The organism is Clostridium sp. 1001275B_160808_H3 (genome assembly GCF_015550425.1).
In the GTDB taxonomy this organism is placed as follows: domain Bacteria; phylum Bacillota; class Clostridia; order Clostridiales; family Clostridiaceae; genus Clostridium.
The window spans coordinates 356140-372941 of the sequence record NZ_JADNAT010000001.1; the positions used below are offsets into that span (position 1 = coordinate 356140).

The 16802-nt window shown below is 27.9% G+C and carries 13 protein-coding genes and 1 riboswitch; of the genes, 5 read left to right on the forward strand and 8 right to left on the reverse strand.

The features are described 5' to 3' along the window. Positions 1-368: 368 nt before the first annotated feature. From tsaE to rimI, 3 genes are read left to right on the forward strand one after another with little or no spacing between them, the layout of a single operon-like run. Positions 369-830: a tRNA (adenosine(37)-N6)-threonylcarbamoyltransferase complex ATPase subunit type 1 TsaE gene (tsaE, locus tag I2A75_RS01705; RefSeq protein WP_195262734.1), complete on the forward strand. Its 462-nt coding sequence runs from the start codon at positions 369-371 to the stop codon at positions 828-830. Then, positions 827-1543 (forward strand): tRNA (adenosine(37)-N6)-threonylcarbamoyltransferase complex dimerization subunit type 1 TsaB, encoded by a 717-nt coding sequence (gene tsaB / locus I2A75_RS01710; protein WP_195262735.1) that lies wholly within the window; start codon positions 827-829, stop codon positions 1541-1543. The genes tsaE and tsaB overlap by 4 nt, the downstream gene beginning before the upstream one ends. Next, positions 1527-1988, forward strand: coding sequence for a ribosomal protein S18-alanine N-acetyltransferase (gene rimI / locus I2A75_RS01715; RefSeq protein ID WP_195262736.1), 462 nt, complete (start codon positions 1527-1529; stop codon positions 1986-1988). The genes tsaB and rimI overlap by 17 nt, the downstream gene beginning before the upstream one ends. Positions 1989-2014: 26 nt before the next feature. Here rimI and I2A75_RS01720 read toward each other — a convergent pair whose 3' ends face one another. Continuing rightward, positions 2015-3391, reverse strand: a complete 1377-nt coding sequence (locus I2A75_RS01720; protein WP_195262737.1) for an MATE family efflux transporter — start codon at positions 3389-3391, stop codon at positions 2015-2017. 363 nt (positions 3392-3754) lie between these two features. Between I2A75_RS01720 and I2A75_RS01725 the strand changes: the two genes are divergently transcribed. After that, positions 3755-4891, forward strand: coding sequence for a GGDEF domain-containing protein (locus I2A75_RS01725; protein WP_195262738.1), 1137 nt, complete (start codon positions 3755-3757; stop codon positions 4889-4891). A 41-nt stretch (positions 4892-4932) separates the two neighbouring features. Here I2A75_RS01725 and I2A75_RS01730 read toward each other — a convergent pair whose 3' ends face one another. Continuing rightward, positions 4933-5535: an ECF transporter S component gene (locus I2A75_RS01730; protein WP_195262739.1), complete on the reverse strand. Its 603-nt coding sequence runs from the start codon at positions 5533-5535 to the stop codon at positions 4933-4935. A gap of 217 nt (positions 5536-5752) precedes the next feature. Further along, positions 5753-5870, reverse strand: a riboswitch (FMN riboswitch). A gap of 68 nt (positions 5871-5938) precedes the next feature. Next, the gene (locus I2A75_RS01735) at positions 5939-8104 is read right to left on the reverse strand and encodes a Tex family protein (protein WP_195262740.1); all 2166 of its coding nucleotides are present in this window, start codon (positions 8102-8104) and stop codon (positions 5939-5941) included. A gap of 631 nt (positions 8105-8735) precedes the next feature. On the opposite strand from I2A75_RS01735, the gene I2A75_RS01740 reads away from it, so the two are divergent. Next, positions 8736-10091, forward strand: coding sequence for a M28 family metallopeptidase (locus I2A75_RS01740; protein WP_195262741.1), 1356 nt, complete (start codon positions 8736-8738; stop codon positions 10089-10091). Between the two features lie 130 nt (positions 10092-10221). On the opposite strand, the gene prfB is transcribed toward I2A75_RS01740, so the two are convergent. The 5 genes from prfB to I2A75_RS01765 all read right to left on the reverse strand — a co-directional run bounded on the left by prfB (position 10222) and on the right by I2A75_RS01765 (position 16798). Further along, positions 10222-11323, reverse strand: a protein-coding gene (gene prfB, locus I2A75_RS01745; protein ID WP_195262742.1) for a peptide chain release factor 2 whose coding sequence is annotated in 2 segments (ribosomal slippage) — positions 10222-11244 and positions 11246-11323 — 1101 coding nt in all. Because the reading frame shifts where the segments join, the coding sequence is not laid out codon by codon here. Between the two features lie 74 nt (positions 11324-11397). Continuing rightward, entirely contained in the window at positions 11398-13911 is a 2514-nt protein-coding gene (secA, locus tag I2A75_RS01750; RefSeq protein WP_195262743.1) for a preprotein translocase subunit SecA, read from the reverse strand. A gap of 236 nt (positions 13912-14147) precedes the next feature. Beyond that, positions 14148-14684, reverse strand: coding sequence for a ribosome-associated translation inhibitor RaiA (gene raiA, locus I2A75_RS01755; protein ID WP_195262744.1), 537 nt, complete (start codon positions 14682-14684; stop codon positions 14148-14150). Positions 14685-15158: 474 nt separating this feature from the next. Further along, positions 15159-15803, reverse strand: coding sequence for a ComF family protein (locus I2A75_RS01760; protein WP_195262745.1), 645 nt, complete (start codon positions 15801-15803; stop codon positions 15159-15161). Further along, entirely contained in the window at positions 15776-16798 is a 1023-nt protein-coding gene (locus I2A75_RS01765) for a hypothetical protein (RefSeq protein WP_195262746.1), read from the reverse strand. The genes I2A75_RS01760 and I2A75_RS01765 overlap by 28 nt, the downstream gene beginning before the upstream one ends. Positions 16799-16802: the final 4 nt, after the last annotated feature.

Consider the following 16802-nt stretch of genomic DNA (forward strand, 5'->3'; position numbering starts at 1 on the left):
TCTTTCCTCCAGGAAACAAATAATTATATATGCTTCAATTTATATATCTATCTATGTAAAATATCAAAATTAAAATCATATATTATTTAATTTTTTATATACTTTCTTAACTCTTTTTAAATTCTATCAATTATTTATAGTTTAATTAAATTTTAAATCTTTATTACAACTTATATACTTTCATAATATATTATCATTGATAAATAAAAATTACAATTCTATTACATCTTAATTACAATTCCAATTATATTATTATTTTACTACACACAAACCAAATTTGCCATATTATGTATATTATTTTATCTTTCTTTTTTTTCGTATTTTGGATAGAATATATGAATATAGAATATTTAGAAAGGAGTCTATTTATGCATTTTTATGTTAATGATATTGAAGAAACAACAAAAATTGGTTTTTCCATAGGTAAATTACTAAACCCTGGTGATATAGTTTGCTTAACTGGCGATTTAGGAACAGGAAAAACTCATATAACTAAAGGAATAGCTAAAGGTTTAGATATTGATGATCATATAACGAGTCCAACATTTACTATTGTAAATGAATATGATTCAGGAAGATTAAAATTATACCACTTTGATGTTTATAGAGTAAGTGATCCTGATGAAATTTATGCCATAGGATTTGATGATTATATATTTTCTGATGGTGTTTCTATAATTGAATGGGCAAATTACATAGAAGAGATTTTACCTAAAGAGTACTTACATATATTAATAGAAAAGGACTTATCAAGAGGTGAAAACTTCAGAAAAATTTCTATTACTCCATATGGAGAAAAATATAATTATATAAAGGAGTTAGTCTTATGATAGTTTTAAGTATAGATTCAGCCTCTAAAGTAGCAACAGCAGCTCTTTTAGATGAAAATAACTTAATAGCAGAATATACATTAAATAATAAAATGGAACACTCTACATTAATAATGGACATGATCGATAAATTATTAAAAGATTCTAATCTATCAATTGATGATATAGACGGATTTATCGTATCAAAAGGCCCTGGATCATTTACTGGACTAAGAATAGGCATGGCTACAGTTAAAGGTTTAAGCTTTGGTTCAAACAAGCCCTATATTAGCATTTCAAGCTTGGATGCCCTTGCATATTCCCTTATAAATTTTGATGGTATTATTTGCCCTATAATGGATGCTTTAAGAGACAGCGTTTATACATGTCTATATAAAAATAATAACGGTAACTTAGAAAAATTAACGGATTATTCGGCATTTGATTTAGATGAATTAATCGAAATTCTAAAGGAAAAAGGTGAAAAAGTAATATTTACTGGAGACGGCTTAACTAAGCATAAAGAATATTTGTCAAACAATCTCCCTAATGCCTACTTTGCACCTAATCACCTTAGCATAATAAGAGCATCATCATTAGGAGATTTAGGTATAAAATTATTATTAAATAATGAGTCTGATGAATTAAACTCGTCTCCTTTTTATCTAAAAAAACCTCAAGCACAAAGAGAATTAGAAAAAAGGTTAGCATTAGAAAATGAAAATAAGCTATAACTTGATGAATGAAAATGATGTTGATGGTGTCTTAGATATTACAAATTTATGTTTTTCTACTCCTTGGAGCAAAAGTTCTATTACTGGTGAATTAAATAATCCTTTGGCAAAGTACATAGTTGCAAAAGATATAGAAACAAATTTAATAGTTGGATTTGTTGGAGTTTGGATAGTTGTCGGCGAAGCTGATATAACGAATATAGCTGTCCATCCAAACTATAGAAAGCTTGGAATTGGAAGTAAACTACTTTCTTGTTTAATAGATCTTTGTGAAGATTTAAATTGTTCACTAGTAAACCTAGAGGTTAGAGTTTCAAATATTTCTGCTCAAAATCTATACAAGAAATTTTCTTTTATAGAAAATGGTCTTAGAAAAGGATATTATGAAGATAATAAGGAAGATGCCCTTTTAATGACTTACTTTTATAATAAGAAACAGGTATAAACTTTACTGTTTATACCTGTTTCTTATTAATTTACTTCTCCAAGCAATTCTTCTTCAACTTCTTCTTTAACTTTCATACTTTTTACTAATATAAAAATCGTTATTACAGTTGATAATACATCACTTACTGGTTGGGCAATCCACACTCCATCTAAGCCTAATCCAAACGTTCTTGGAAGAATAATTATAAAAGGAACCAATAAAATTACCTGTCTAAGTAAACTTAAAAACATTGCAGTTTTAGCTTCTCCTATGGATTGTATGTAATTTGAACCAGTTATTGATATTCCCACTATTGGAAGCATAAGTAGATATATTCTCATTCCCTTAACTGATATATCCATAAACTTAGGATCCTTATTAAATACTCCTATTATAGCTTCCGGGAATGCTTGAACTCCAATAAATGCAATTACTAATATTAGTGTAGCTACTGTTGCTGAAAGTTTAAATGCCTTTTGAGCTCTTTCTACTTGTTTTGCTCCATAATTAAACCCAATTATAGGCTGTGCTCCTTGATTTATTCCAAAGATAGGCATTAAACACATTAAACTTACAGACGATATAGTTGCCATAGCACCTATAGCTAAATCAGTTCCATATGCTTTAAGAACATTATTCGCAATAACTTGAACTAAACTTGCTGCTATTTGCATAGCAAATGGTGCTGCTCCAATTGCCAATATTTTTAAAGTTATTTGTTTATCTAACTTCAGACTTGATTTAACAAATCTTAAATTAGACCTTCCACTAATATAATACCCTAAACCTATAACTGCTGTTGCAAATTGAGATATTATTGTAGCCACTGCTGCACCTTGTATTCCCATATTAAATGTAAATATAAATACTGCATCTAAAATTATATTAGTTATGCATCCAATTACCATAATAGTTGCTGCTAGTTTAGGATTTCCATCTCCCCTTATAGTATTGTTTAGAGTAAATGCAACCATATTAAATACTGTTCCTAATAAAATTATATATATGTAAGCTTTGGCATAATATAAAGTTTCATCACTAGCACCAAACTTTGTTAAAATTATATCTCCAAAAACTAGTCCTACAACAGTTATTATTAACGCTAAAATAACTGATAATGTTATTGCATTCCCAATTACTTTAGCTGCTTCTTCTTTCTTCCCTTGCCCAAGTTTTATAGAAATAGTTGTTGTAGCACCTACTCCAATAAGCATAGCAAATCCAAGTATAATAGTTGTAATAGGCATTGTTACACCAACACCAGTAATAGCTAAAGACCCTACCCCTGGTATATTCCCTATAAAAATTCTATCAACTACGTTATATAATGCATTTACAATCATTCCTATTATAGCTGGTACAGAATACTTTAATAATAATTTTCCTATTGGTTCTTTTGCAAGTAATTCTTGTGTTCTCATTTAATCACCTCTCCTTATTTTTTATTGAATCTTTTTTGAATCAAATTTATTTTCTTAATATGTAGAAACATTTTATAATTATATAAAAAAAGAAACTGCCCAAATAAAATTTAAAGTTGAGCTAATTCCTTTAAAAAGATCATATATTATTCTTACTTCGTAATATTTATTTTAATTTTTATATTATTATAAGTGAATTTTTCTCTAATTTCATACATAACTGATTTACATTATATCATATTTAATTACTGTTTCAACTAGTTTTATATGGTTGGGATTCTTAGAATAATTTTATCAATATATAGAGTCCTTCATACATATACTATAAGTAATTATTATATCTATATATCGGAAGGAATAAAAATGGATAAGATTATACAAACTCAAGTTAATATAATGAGCCTTTTTACATTACTTATGCTTATTTTTCATAGTTATGTAAAGCTCGATATGAAAAAATTATCTAATAAACTATTCGTAAATATATGTTCTTTGATTTCTGTAATACTAGTTTTAGAAATTTTAAAGATTTTTGTAAGTATAAATATATTAAATTTTAAATTTATATTTGTTAATAAACTAATTAATACTCTATTATTTATAATTTCACCAATTCCACTATATATGTGGAATAAATATTTATCTATTTGGATGAGTAAAAAAATCTTTATACCTAAAACAAAAATAAGTTATTTTGAAATCCCTCTAGTAATAAATACTATATTACTTATTATAAATTTAAAGTACGATATAATTTTCTCTATTAGTAATTCAAATTTATATCAACATGAAAACTTTTTTATAACACCATTAATAACTTGTGCCTTTTATTATATAAATAGTTATTTAATTTTAATAAAAGAAAGGAATAATATCTCTAGAGATAACATTAAGTTTTTACATATACTTTATATTTTGCCAATATTGGCATTTGCAATACAGTTATTAATACCCCAATGCCTATTCCTTTGGGCTAGTATCACAACTATTCTTGTATTTACTTATATTTTAGTTCAACAAGAATTATTAGAAACCGACCCTTTAACTGAAGCTTTTAACAGAAATTATTTTAATAGCTTTATTTCTAAAGTAAATACATTTAATATCAACCTATCTGAACTAGGTGCTCTAAATATAGATTTAGATGACTTTAAATCTATAAATGATACTTATGGACATCAAGCTGGTGATGATGTTCTTAAGGATTTTGTTCTTATATTAAATAAATCCTTTGGAAAAAAATCTAAAATTATTAGAATGGGTGGCGATGAATTTATAATTATTTTAGAAAATACCTCTGAACAAAAGATTGAAACTAAGTTAAATTTATTAAACTCTTTAATTGAATCTCATAATTCTCATAGTAAATATACTATTAAATTTAGTTTTGCATACTGTATTTATTCTAATGATTTTGATAACATATATGATTTTTTCAATTGCATTGATAATAAAATGTATCAAAATAAATACTTAAAAAAGAGCGCTAATATAAAATAATAAAGCTAACTATTAAAAATATAATAGTTAGCTTTATTATTTTATATTGAATTTAATTTACTTTTTCTAGAATTATCTAAATTTGAATCTACTTTAAAAATAGATGAAGAAACTCTTTTATATAATACGTATGTTATCCCACATACTAATATAGCCTTTATTCCATTAAAAGGTAATAATCCTATAGTAACATATTGAATCAGTTCATCTTTTACCATATTCATTCCAAATGCAGGTAATAATAAATAAACATTTGCTAGTATTCCTATAACTTCTATTGATAATGTTCCTAATGCCATTCCAAGTAATGCATTTTTTCTACTTTTATTTCTATGATAAACCCATGCTGCTGGAGCTACCAGAGATACCCCTACTATAAAATTAGCAAGTTCTCCAACAAAATACGTTGATGTTCCCTTAACTATTAGAATTAATAAATTCTTTATCAATTCTACAGCAATACCTGCCATAGGCCCAAAAGCAAATGCTCCCATAAGTGCTGGAATATCACTTAAATCAATTTTAAGCCATGGAAATGGTAAAAACGGTATTGGAAAATCAAAGTACATAAGCACTACTGCTATTGCACCTAAAAGTGAAATTTTAATAAATTTGTTTAGGTTTCTGTTTTGTTGACTATTCATTATTTCTCCTCCCAAAAGTCTATCCACTGGGGCAATAGGTTAGATCATATCATTTAAATGATATTAATTTAACAATTCGCTTTATTAATTTGCCCATCTTCTCTTAATTAAATACATATTAACAACTAAAAAAGCCCTGATATATTAAAATACATCAGGGCTCAAAATCCATAAGAAATAAGATGTGCTTAAAATAAATATCAAGCAATATCTAACCACTTACCTTCTTTCATCCAGACTATACTGTCGGCCTCGGAGTTTCACCGAATCATGCTAAAACTTAGCTCGCGGGCTATACCGCCGGTGGGGAATCACGCCCCGCCCTGAAGATAATTTATTTATACTCATATTATATGACTTACTATGCCTTTTTGCAAGTATCTTTTTTAACAATTGTTATATATTATTCAGTAATGTCTTTCATTGATAGTGATATTCTATTTCTCTTGCTGTCTACTTCTAATATTTTAACTTTTACTATATCGCCGACTTTAACAACGTCTAATGGATGTTTTACAAATCTATTAGCCATTTGGCTTTTATGAACAAGGCCATCTTGATGGACTCCAATATCAACAAAGGCTCCAAAGTCTGATACATTTCTTACTGTTCCCATAAGTATCATGCCTTCTGATAAATCTTTTAAATCAATTACTCCAGTCTTTAAAATAGGCTTTGGCATCTCTTCTCTTGGATCACGCCCTGGTTTTTTAAGCTCTTTTATTATATCTGATAAAGTAAGTTCACCAATTTCTAACTCTTTAGAAATATTAGCTATCCCTTTATCTTTTACTCTTTCATCTATATCTTTAAGCTTATTTTCTTTTAAATCTTCTTTTGTATATCCTAATAATTGAATTAAATTTCTGGCAGCTTCATAAGATTCTGGATGAACTGATGTGTTGTCTAAAGGTTCATCACTTTCCATAACTCTTAAGAACCCTGCACATTGCTCATAAGCTTTTTGTCCAAGTCTTTTTACCTTTAATAACTCTTTTCTATTTTTAAATCCACCAGTTTCATCTCTATAACTTACTATATTATTTGCTATACTTGAATTTATGCCAGCAACATAAGTAAGTAATGATGGTGTTGCAGTATTTAAATCTACTCCAACTTTATTAACAGAATCTTCAACAACACCCTTTAATGATTCGTCAAGTCTTTTAGGTGTAACATCATGCTGATATTGGCCAACCCCTAAAGCTTTAGGATCAATCTTAACTAGCTCAGCCATAGGATCTTGTAATCTTCTTCCTATAGATATTGCGCCTCTCACTGTAACATCTAAATCTGGATATTCCTTAGTAGCAAGCTCTGATGCTGAATAAACAGACGCACCTGACTCTGAAACTATAACATATGCTATTTCTTTTCCTGTTTCCTTTTTTATTTCTGATATTATTTCAGATACTACTTCTTCTGATTCTCTTGAAGCAGTTCCATTTCCTAATGAAATTACTTCTACATTATACTTCTTAATTAAATCCTTTAGTATGTCTTTAGTTTCCTTAACTTTGTTTTGTGGAGCTGTCGGATATACTGTTGACTTATCTAAAAACCTTCCAGTATTGTCTAATATAGCTATCTTACATCCTGTTCTAAATCCAGGATCATATCCCATAACTACTTTTCCCTTTATAGGTGGTTGCATTAATAATGCTTTTAAATTTTCCTTAAAGATTTTTATAGCACCTTCTTCACCTATATTGGTAAGCTCGCTTCTAACTTCTCTTTCTATAGATGGATATATTAACCTTTTTAAAGAATCTCTTATTGCTAATTTTAAGTACTCATCAGTAATGTTATTATTTCTTAATATTTCATTTTCTAAATAACTTATTATTTTATCTTCATTTACTGCTATTTTTACTGATAATACCTTCTCCTTTTCTCCTCTATTTATAGCTAAAATTCTATGCGGTGGTATCTTAGCAATTTCTTCACTATAATCATAGTACATTTCAAACGGTGTATGTTCATCACTTTCACCTGTTGATTGTATCTTTCCTTCTTTGAATACTAATTCTCTTATCCACTTTCTATATTTTGCTTCATCAGATATTTCTTCTGCTATTATATCTAAAGCTCCATTAATTGCATCTTCTTTACTATTAACTCCTTTTTCTTCATCAACGAATCTAAGTGCTTCACTATTTAAATCAGCATTAAACTCACCATTTGATATAATATCTGCAAGTGGCTTTAATCCCCTTTCTAATGCCATAGTTGCTCTTGTTCTCTTCTTTTGTTTATAAGGTCTATATATATCTTCCACCTCAGTTAGAGTCTTTGAAGCTTCTAAGGCTTTTACTATATCATCATTTAGTTTTCCCTGTTCATCTATAAGTCTTAAAACATCCTCTTTTCTTTCTTTTAAATTTCTAAGATATATAAGTCTCTCTTGAAATTTTCTTAATACTTCATCACTTAAAGCACCAGTTTGTTCTTTTCTATATCTTGAAATAAAAGGAACAGTATTTCCATCATCAAGCAATGATATTACATTATTTACTTGAGTTATACTTATCCCTAATTCTGATGACAATCTTTCAACAATATCTACCATAAAGTCCTCCTAAGCTATAATAAAAATTTTTCTCCAAAATTTACATAATGATATTATAATACAATATCATACTTTTATGTACCATATAATTTATTTTATAGAATATATAAAATAAATATTTAATATTTACTTTAAGTACAATGTTGATATTATGTAAAATTAAGTTTATAATATAATTGTAAAATTTTTACAAATGGGTGGTTGTATGAATAAATTTATAATGATAATTAATAAAATAATAAGTATCCTTCTTATCTTTTTTATAGTATTTATTATACTAAACGAGTATTATGTTATTGAATTCTCAACTACTTTAAAGTATGTATTATATTTCTTAACATTAATACTTATACTTATTTCATCCACAAAAGAAATAATCGTAAATAAATCTGGGCTATCTAAGTTTATAAATTGCATAATATTATTTTCATCAATAGTTGGCGGCGTTTTTTCAATAGTTTCAAACCAAATAAATATCCTGATTTATATATGTATTCTTTGTTCCCTAATTTATGGATTTATAGAACTAGTTTATAAAAAAGCCTAAAGTAATATCCTTATTTTTATTTTTTTCATAATCTCATGCCTCAAGTAATAGTATTAAGTATAACTATTATTTGAGGTATATTTTATGAAAAGAAAATTGTTTTATTCTGTATCGCTAGTTACTAGCATAGTATTTTTATCTATTTCTATATTTTTTAATTTTACATATTCGCCTTTTGACGCTAATAATGTAAAAGAAAATATTGCGGTATTTTCTTCTGAAACTTATGGTGGTAGACTAGCTGGTAGTGACGGTAATTTACTTATTGGAGAAATAATTAGAAAAAACTTTGAGGATAACAAATTAGTTCCACTTAATGAAAGTTATAAAGAGAGCTTTAAAACACTCTGTCCAATAAATAATAATAGCTCTCCCTATCTTAAAATATCATTAGATGACGAAGTAGTTGAAACTTTAAAATACGGCGTTGACTATAAAGAAGATATGATTAACTTCAAGATTAATAGTTTAAGTTTTTCTGAAGATGATAAAGTAAATATCTATACAACGTCAATAGAAGTTGTAACAGATGAAGGAAATTGTTTATTTTACGTAGCTCCTAATAATGATTTTTCATTTAGAAGCTCATTTATGAGTAATTTCCCTTATGATATGATTGTTTTAATAACTACTGATACTTATAACAAAATATTAGATTCTGTAAGATCTGGATTAACTGTTTCAGTTAATTTACCATTTTCAACTTGTGAAAAGGAACTTGTAAACATAGTTGGTGTATTAAAAGGATCTTCTAGTAATCTTCCGCCTCTTGTTTTAACTGCTCATTATGATCACTTAGGTCAAGATGGTCTTAAAAACACTTATTACGGTGCCTTAGATAATGCATCTGGAACAGCATTTTTATTAGAGCTACAAAGGTCTCTTTCAAGCTTTGGAACACCTAAAAGAGATATAATTTTTGCAGCTTTAAATGCTGAAGAGTTTGGATTACTTGGTTCTAAAAGTTTTGCAGAAAATAATCTTGAAAAGCTAAAAGATGCTGAGGTTATTAATTTTGATATGATAGGTAGTGATAATTATCCTCTTACTTTAATGCTTGGAGCTTCTTATAAAGATAAGGATTCTGAACTTCTTAAATCTGTTGAAAAGATTTCTAAAAAGAATAATGTAGATACTAATGTTGTTTATGAAGATTCAAGTGATCATGCTAGCTTTAACAATTTAGGTATAGATGCTTTAAGCTTTTGTCATAGTGATATGACTAAGATTCACACACCTAATGATACTGTTGATCATATAAGTATTGGTGCAATAAATAGTGCATATAGCGTTATAGAAGATAAGATAAACGAATCTTGCTATGGAACACTCACCTTATTTTTCCATGGTAAAACTTCATTATTAATATTTGCAATAATATTTGGCTTCCTAGTTTCAGCACCATTTATATCTTATATAAGAAAGAAAAAAATAAGTTAATAAAAGTAGTTACTTCTTTAAAATTATAAAAAGTAGTTACTTCTTTAAATTATAAAGTAACTACTTTTTTAATTCTATATTAAAAGTAAAGGGGATATATATAAATCCCACTTTACTTTTGTTAAATTTTTTAGTTGTTATTTTTTAAGTACGCCGTAATAAAATTATCTATTTCTCCGTTCATAACTGAATTTAAGTTAGCTGTTTCTTCTCCAGTTCTATGATCCTTAACCATGTTATATGGATGGAACACATATGATCTTATCTGACTGCCCCATCCCATGTCTTTTAATTCGCCTGTTAAATCTTCTATTTTTTCTTTATGAGCTCTTTCTTTTAACTCTATAAGTTTAGATTTAAGCATAGCCATTGCTGTATCTTTATTGGAAAACTGACTTCTTTCACTTTGACATTGAACAACTATTCCAGTTGGTATATGTGTTATTCTTATTGCTGATTCAGTTTTATTTACGTGTTGACCACCGGCTCCACTTGCCCTATAAGTATCTATTTTTAAATCTTCACTTTTTATGTCAATGTCTTGGTCTTTTGTTAATTCTGGAAGTACTTCAACTGATGCAAATGAAGTTTGCCTTTTACCATTTGCATTAAAAGGGGATATTCTTACTAATCTATGAACTCCCTTTTCAGCTTTTAAGTATCCATATGCAAATTCACCCTTTACCTTTAATGTTACACTCTTTATTCCAGCTTCATCACCTTCTAAATAATCAAGAGTTTCTACCTTGAATCCTCTTTTTTCACACCATCTTGTGTACATTCTAAGTAGCATTTCAGTCCAATCATTTGCATCACTTCCACCTACTCCAGCATGTAAGGTTAATATAGCATCGTTTCTATCATACTCTCCTGATAAAAGTAGTTCTATTCTATACTCCTCTACATCTTTCTCTATAGACCTTATCTCTCTTATAACTTCATTTATAGACTCTTCATCTTCTTCATCTATTAATTCTGATAGTATCTCAACATCTTCAACTCTCGATACTAATGATTCATATCGATCTATCTTATCTTTAACTCTTTTGCTTTCTTTTGTAACTTCTTCTGCTCTTTTTATATCTTCCCAAAATCCACTTTCTTGCATTTGAAGTTCTAATTCTTTTAATTGCTTTTCAAGTGCTTCTTTGTCAAAGAGAAGCCCCCATTTCTTTTATAACTTTCTTTATATCATTAAGCTTAGCTAATTCTGATTCTAACTTAATTATCATATAATCACCCTATCTTTTTTAAATTTACTCAAATTAACTTATTAGCTTTAAAAAAGTGCCCAAAGGGCACTTCTTTATACTTCTCTTCCACAACAGTTTTTATACTTCTTACCACTTCCACATGGACACAAATCATTTCTGCCTACTTTAGGTTCATTTTTAACTGGTTGCTTCTTTACATCTGAATCGTCTCCACCATGGCTTGCTGTTGTCTCTTCTGCTACTCTTTCTCTTTCAACAGGTTTTTGAACTTGAATATGGAATAAGAATTTAACTGTATCTATCTTTATTCCATTTATCATTTCTTCAAACATAGCACTACCTTCCATTTGGTATGCTTGTATTGGATCTAATTGCTTATACGCTCTTAGCCCTATACCTTGTTTTAAGTGATCCATGTTATCTATATGATCCATCCACTTTTGGTCTACTACTCTAAGAAGTATTACTCTTTCAACTTCTCTAAAGTGTTCTTCACCAAATTCTTCTTCTTTTTCATGATAAACTTTCATTAATATATCTAACACTTTACTAATTATTTCATCATTAGATAATTCTGCTAAATCTTCAACCTTAACTACTCCATGAGGTAAGCAAATATCCTCTAAATATTGAATTAGCTTTCCTATTTCTTCTTCAATATTTTCATTTGAACCATCTAAATGAGCTTTAACCGCATCAGATACTATTTCATTTACCATTCCATTAATTTGCTCTCTTAAGTCTTTACCTTCTAAAACTTCAGATCTTTGCTTATAAATAACTTCTCTTTGCATATTCATAACATCATCATAACCGATAAGGTTCTTTCTTATGTCAAAGTTATTACCTTCAACCTTCTTTTGTGCATTTTCTATAGCTTTACTTACCATTTTATGATCAATAGCTTCATCTTCTTCTAAGCCTAACTTATCCATCAATCCTTGAATCTTTTCTGATCCAAATATTCTCATTAAATCGTCTTCCAAAGAAATATAGAATACTGATTCTCCTGAATCTCCTTGACGACCAGATCTACCTCTTAATTGGTTATCTATTCTTCTTGATTCATGTCTCTCTGTACCTATTATCTTTAGTCCACCAACTTCTTTAACTCCTTCTCCAAGCTTAATATCTGTTCCTCTACCAGCCATATTAGTAGCAATAGTAACACTACCTAACTCACCAGCATGAGATATTATTTCAGCTTCTTGTTCATGGTATTTAGCATTAAGTACCTTGTGCTTAACTCCTCTTTTCTTTAGTAAAGAAGATAAGTACTCTGATTTTTCTATACTTACTGTACCAACTAGAACTGGTTGACCTTTCTTATTAGATTCTATTATCTCTTCTATAATAGCATTATACTTTCCTTTAGTATTTTTATAGATTAAATCACTTTTATCTACTCTTGCAATAGGTCTATTTGTTGGAACAACTATAACGTCTAATGCGTAGATTTCTCTAAATTCATTTTCTTCTGTTAATGCTGTACCTGTCATACCTGATAACTTATTATACATTCTAAAATAGTTTTGGAATGTTATTGTAGCAAGAGTTTTTGACTCTCTTTCTATTTTAACGCCTTCCTTAGCTTCAATAGCTTGATGAAGTCCATCTGAATATCTTCTACCTTCCATAAGTCTACCAGTAAATTCGTCAACTATTATTACTTGACCGTCCTTTACCATGTAGTCCTTATCTATCTTCATTCCATAGTTTGCTTTTAATGCTTGAGTTATATAGTGTTGTAATTCTAAATGATCTGCATCTGCATAGTTATCTATTCCAAATGCTCTTTCAGCTTTTTCTACACCTGAATCAGTTAACATTACAGAATTAGCTTTTTCATCAATTGTGTAATCTGTCTCAGCTAATAATTGCTTAACAAAATTATCCGCAACATTATAGAATTTAGTTGATTTTTCTCCAGCTCCTGAAATAATAAGTGGTGTTCTAGCTTCGTCGATAAGTATTGAGTCAACTTCATCTACAACTGCAAAGTTTAGTTTTCTTTGAACTTTTTCTTCTTTATAAATTACCATATTATCTCTTAAGTAATCAAAACCGAACTCATTATTAGTTCCATATGTTATATCTGCAGCATACGCTTCTCTTCTTTGCTCAGATGTTAACCCATGAACTATACATCCTGTACTTAATCCTAGGAAATTATATAATTTACCCATCCATTCAACGTCTCTTGATGCTAGGTAATCATTAACTGTTACTAGATGTACTCCTTCTCCAGTTAATGCATTTAAATATAACGGCAATGTTGCAACTAAAGTCTTACCTTCACCAGTCTTCATTTCTGCAATTCTTCCTTGATGAAGAACCATACCACCTATAAGTTGGACTCTATAATGTTTCATACCTAAAACTCTCCACGCAGCTTCTCTACAAACTGCAAAAGCTTCTGGTAATATATCATCAAGAGTTTCACCATTTTCTAATCTTTTCTTAAATTCATCTGTTTTTGCCTTAAGCTCATCATCTGATAAGCTTTGCATAGTTTGATCTAAGGCTTCTATTCTATCTGCAATTTTTTGTAGTTTTTTAACTTCTCTTTCACTATATGACCCAAATAACTTTTCCAAAAATCCCATTATAACTTTCCTTCCAATCGTTTTATTTTATTAATTAGTTTAATCATGTACATGTATTTTATTTATCAAATTTCATGTATTTTATTTATCAAATTTTATTTATTGAATTTCATTTATAAATTATACCATTTTACTAATAATTAATTCAATAAATATGTTACTTTTAATAACATTATAACTAAAAAGGAAGTGCATTGCACTTCCTTTTATTAATTAAAAATACTATTCGTAAAATTTTAAATATAATCTGGTTCTAATAATCCATAATCTCCATCTTTTCTCTTATATACAACGCATATCTTATTTGCTTCTGAATCTTGATATACAAAGAAATTATGTCCTACTAACTCCATTTGAAGTACTGCTTCTTCAATAGACATAGGCTTAACTCCAAATTTTTTAACTTTAACAACTTCTCCATTTGCTTCTGCAACTTCGTCACTTAAAGCAACTTCATCTAATTGTGGGAATCTTAATGACTCATGGTTTCTTCTAGATAATTTCGTTCTTTGTTTTCTAATTTGTCTTTCTAGCTTTGCAACTACTAAATCAATTGATTTGTACATATCCTCAGTTGATTCTTCAGCTCTTAAAACTATTCCATTAAATGGTATTGTTATTTCTACCTTTTGTTTATTTTTTTGCACTGATAAAGTAGTCTTTGCTTCTACCTCTGGATCAAAATATCTTTTTACCTTGGAAAGCTTTTTCTCAACCATTTCTTTTAACGCTGGTGTTGCTGTAGTATTTTTTGCTATTACTGAAACTCTCATATAAGTTCATCCCCTCTCTATAAGCTTAAACCTTACTCAGTAGTGTTAAAATTATTTGTTTTATGATTATATTATACTACTTACAAACCTTCTCAATCAAGAGTAATATGATTAATTGGCAGAAAATTCACTTTATTTTACTCAATAAATCTTCTGTTTACTCCTTGTTTTATATATTTTAATTTTGAAAATTTTTTAAATTTTTATACTCTTATATACATAAAAAATAGCCATTAGCAAACACTAATGGCTATTTTTTATAAAGCTAGCTGACCTGGATTTTGCCCCCACACTCGCCTACTGGAGCTTTTGCTACTCGGAATTAACCTCTCACTACTAACCCTCTCAATTTTCTTGGTAGGACTTACTTCTATACCGCACCATGCTCATTAGGAATTTTTCCAAACTTACGTGGATCGTTTCGCCTGCGACTGGCATCGACTTTCATCCACAGACCTAGACTTTACATTATTATTATATATAACTTTTTGCAACTGTCAACATTTTTATAGATTTAGCACCACTTTTTTTTAGTAGTTTTTCACATTCAATTAACGTTGCTCCTGTTGTTATTACATCATCTATTAAAATTATATTTTTATTTTTTATATTTTTATCACTTTTAACATCAAAGGCACCTTCTATATTTTTTAATCTATCTTCCCTTGATAAAGTTTTTTGTTCTTTTATATTTTTCACTTTAATTAAATCTCTATATATTGGTTTATTTAGTCTTCTACTTATCTTTTGCGCCATAAACTCACATTGATTAAATCCTCTATCTTTTAAAGCTTTTTTACTGCTAGGAATAAAAAATATTGCATCTGCTTTGATATTATTTTCACTTATTAACTCACATAAATAATCTGCTAATATATTTCCAGCTAGAAAATTTTTATTGTATTTAAACTCAAGTATTAATTTTTTCATTACTCCACTGTAATATCCGTATGATAATACTTTAGATTCTTCCCTTACTCTCATTATTTTACTTTTACATATTGGGCATAATCCTATAACTTCATTATCACAGGAAATACATTTAGTTGTAGGCGGGTATATTATATCCAGAAACTCATCTATGATTTCTCTTAATAGTTCAATAATCCTTTTTCCCATATTTCTTTATTATATCCCCTTGTTATTTCTTTAGCCAAATCCATATCTTCTGATATTTCCTTTCCAACTAAAATCACTTCTCCTATTTTATTACCCTTTATATTTTTTCCTACTTCAGCACAAAAATATATTATTTTTTTATAACTATAGAATATTTCATCTGAGAATAATGCAACTATATCTATGTTTTCTGAGTCTATTTTATATTCTCTAATATTATTCGTAATTACAAAAACACTTTTATTTTTTAATTTATATAAAGGATCTATTTTCCTTAAATTTTCTCCCCTAAAAAATTTAATTATCTTTACATCCTTTATCTTTAGTTCTTGTGTATAATAATCGAATAATTTATTAATTTTTTCTTCATTAGGAACATATATTATAACCTTACGATTATCATTTTTAAACCACATTAAATAATCATATAGTGTATAAGGCATATCTTCATCTAATTTTACTCTAGTTACGATTATTCTAGGCTCTACAAATGGTTTATCTCTAGTTAAATCGGAAACAGATATTAATCTTCCCATATTAACTACTTTTTCTATAGAAAATATTATCATTCTTTTACTACATAAATATAAGTATTCAACAGATTGTCTAAACTCCTCTTTTGAAATAACTGAATATATACTTATATCATCAATTATACATAATTCATAACAATTATTTATTTTATTAATATTTTTAAAATTTACAAAAACTAAATCATCATTTCCTTCATTTTCTTCTATATATGAATATTTAAATTTATAATTACTATTTTTTAAATTTTCTATTATTTCTTTATTAAAATTTGTTCCTGACCACACATATAATACTTTCTTATTTTGTTCTAGTAGCAATTTTATTAAGGGTAAAAATATAGATGTACTATTATATGGATTAGTTATTATAGTTAGTATTTTTGATTGTTTTGTATACCATTTATTTATCTTAGATGTACAATTATTAAACTCTTTTAGGTTTATTAATTTTTTATCTAACATTTAA

Bases quoted from the DNA above. Each gene is read 5' to 3' on its own strand.
- tsaE (WP_195262734.1), top strand. From the start codon at position 369: ATGCATTTTTATGTTAATGATATTGAAGAAACAACAAAAATTGGTTTT.
- tsaB (WP_195262735.1), top strand. From the start codon at position 827: ATGATAGTTTTAAGTATAGATTCAGCCTCTAAAGTAGCAACAGCAGCT.
- rimI (WP_195262736.1), top strand. From the start codon at position 1,527: ATGAAAATAAGCTATAACTTGATGAATGAAAATGATGTTGATGGTGTC.
- I2A75_RS01720 (WP_195262737.1), bottom strand. From the start codon at position 3,391: ATGAGAACACAAGAATTACTTGCAAAAGAACCAATAGGAAAATTATTA.
- I2A75_RS01725 (WP_195262738.1), top strand. From the start codon at position 3,755: ATGGATAAGATTATACAAACTCAAGTTAATATAATGAGCCTTTTTACA.
- I2A75_RS01730 (WP_195262739.1), bottom strand. From the start codon at position 5,535: ATGAATAGTCAACAAAACAGAAACCTAAACAAATTTATTAAAATTTCA.
- I2A75_RS01735 (WP_195262740.1), bottom strand. From the start codon at position 8,104: ATGGTAGATATTGTTGAAAGATTGTCATCAGAATTAGGGATAAGTATA.
- I2A75_RS01740 (WP_195262741.1), top strand. From the start codon at position 8,736: ATGAAAAGAAAATTGTTTTATTCTGTATCGCTAGTTACTAGCATAGTA.
- secA (WP_195262743.1), bottom strand. From the start codon at position 13,911: ATGGGATTTTTGGAAAAGTTATTTGGGTCATATAGTGAAAGAGAAGTT.
- raiA (WP_195262744.1), bottom strand. From the start codon at position 14,684: ATGAGAGTTTCAGTAATAGCAAAAAATACTACAGCAACACCAGCGTTA.
- I2A75_RS01760 (WP_195262745.1), bottom strand. From the start codon at position 15,803: ATGGGAAAAAGGATTATTGAACTATTAAGAGAAATCATAGATGAGTTT.
- I2A75_RS01765 (WP_195262746.1), bottom strand. From the start codon at position 16,798: ATGTTAGATAAAAAATTAATAAACCTAAAAGAGTTTAATAATTGTACA.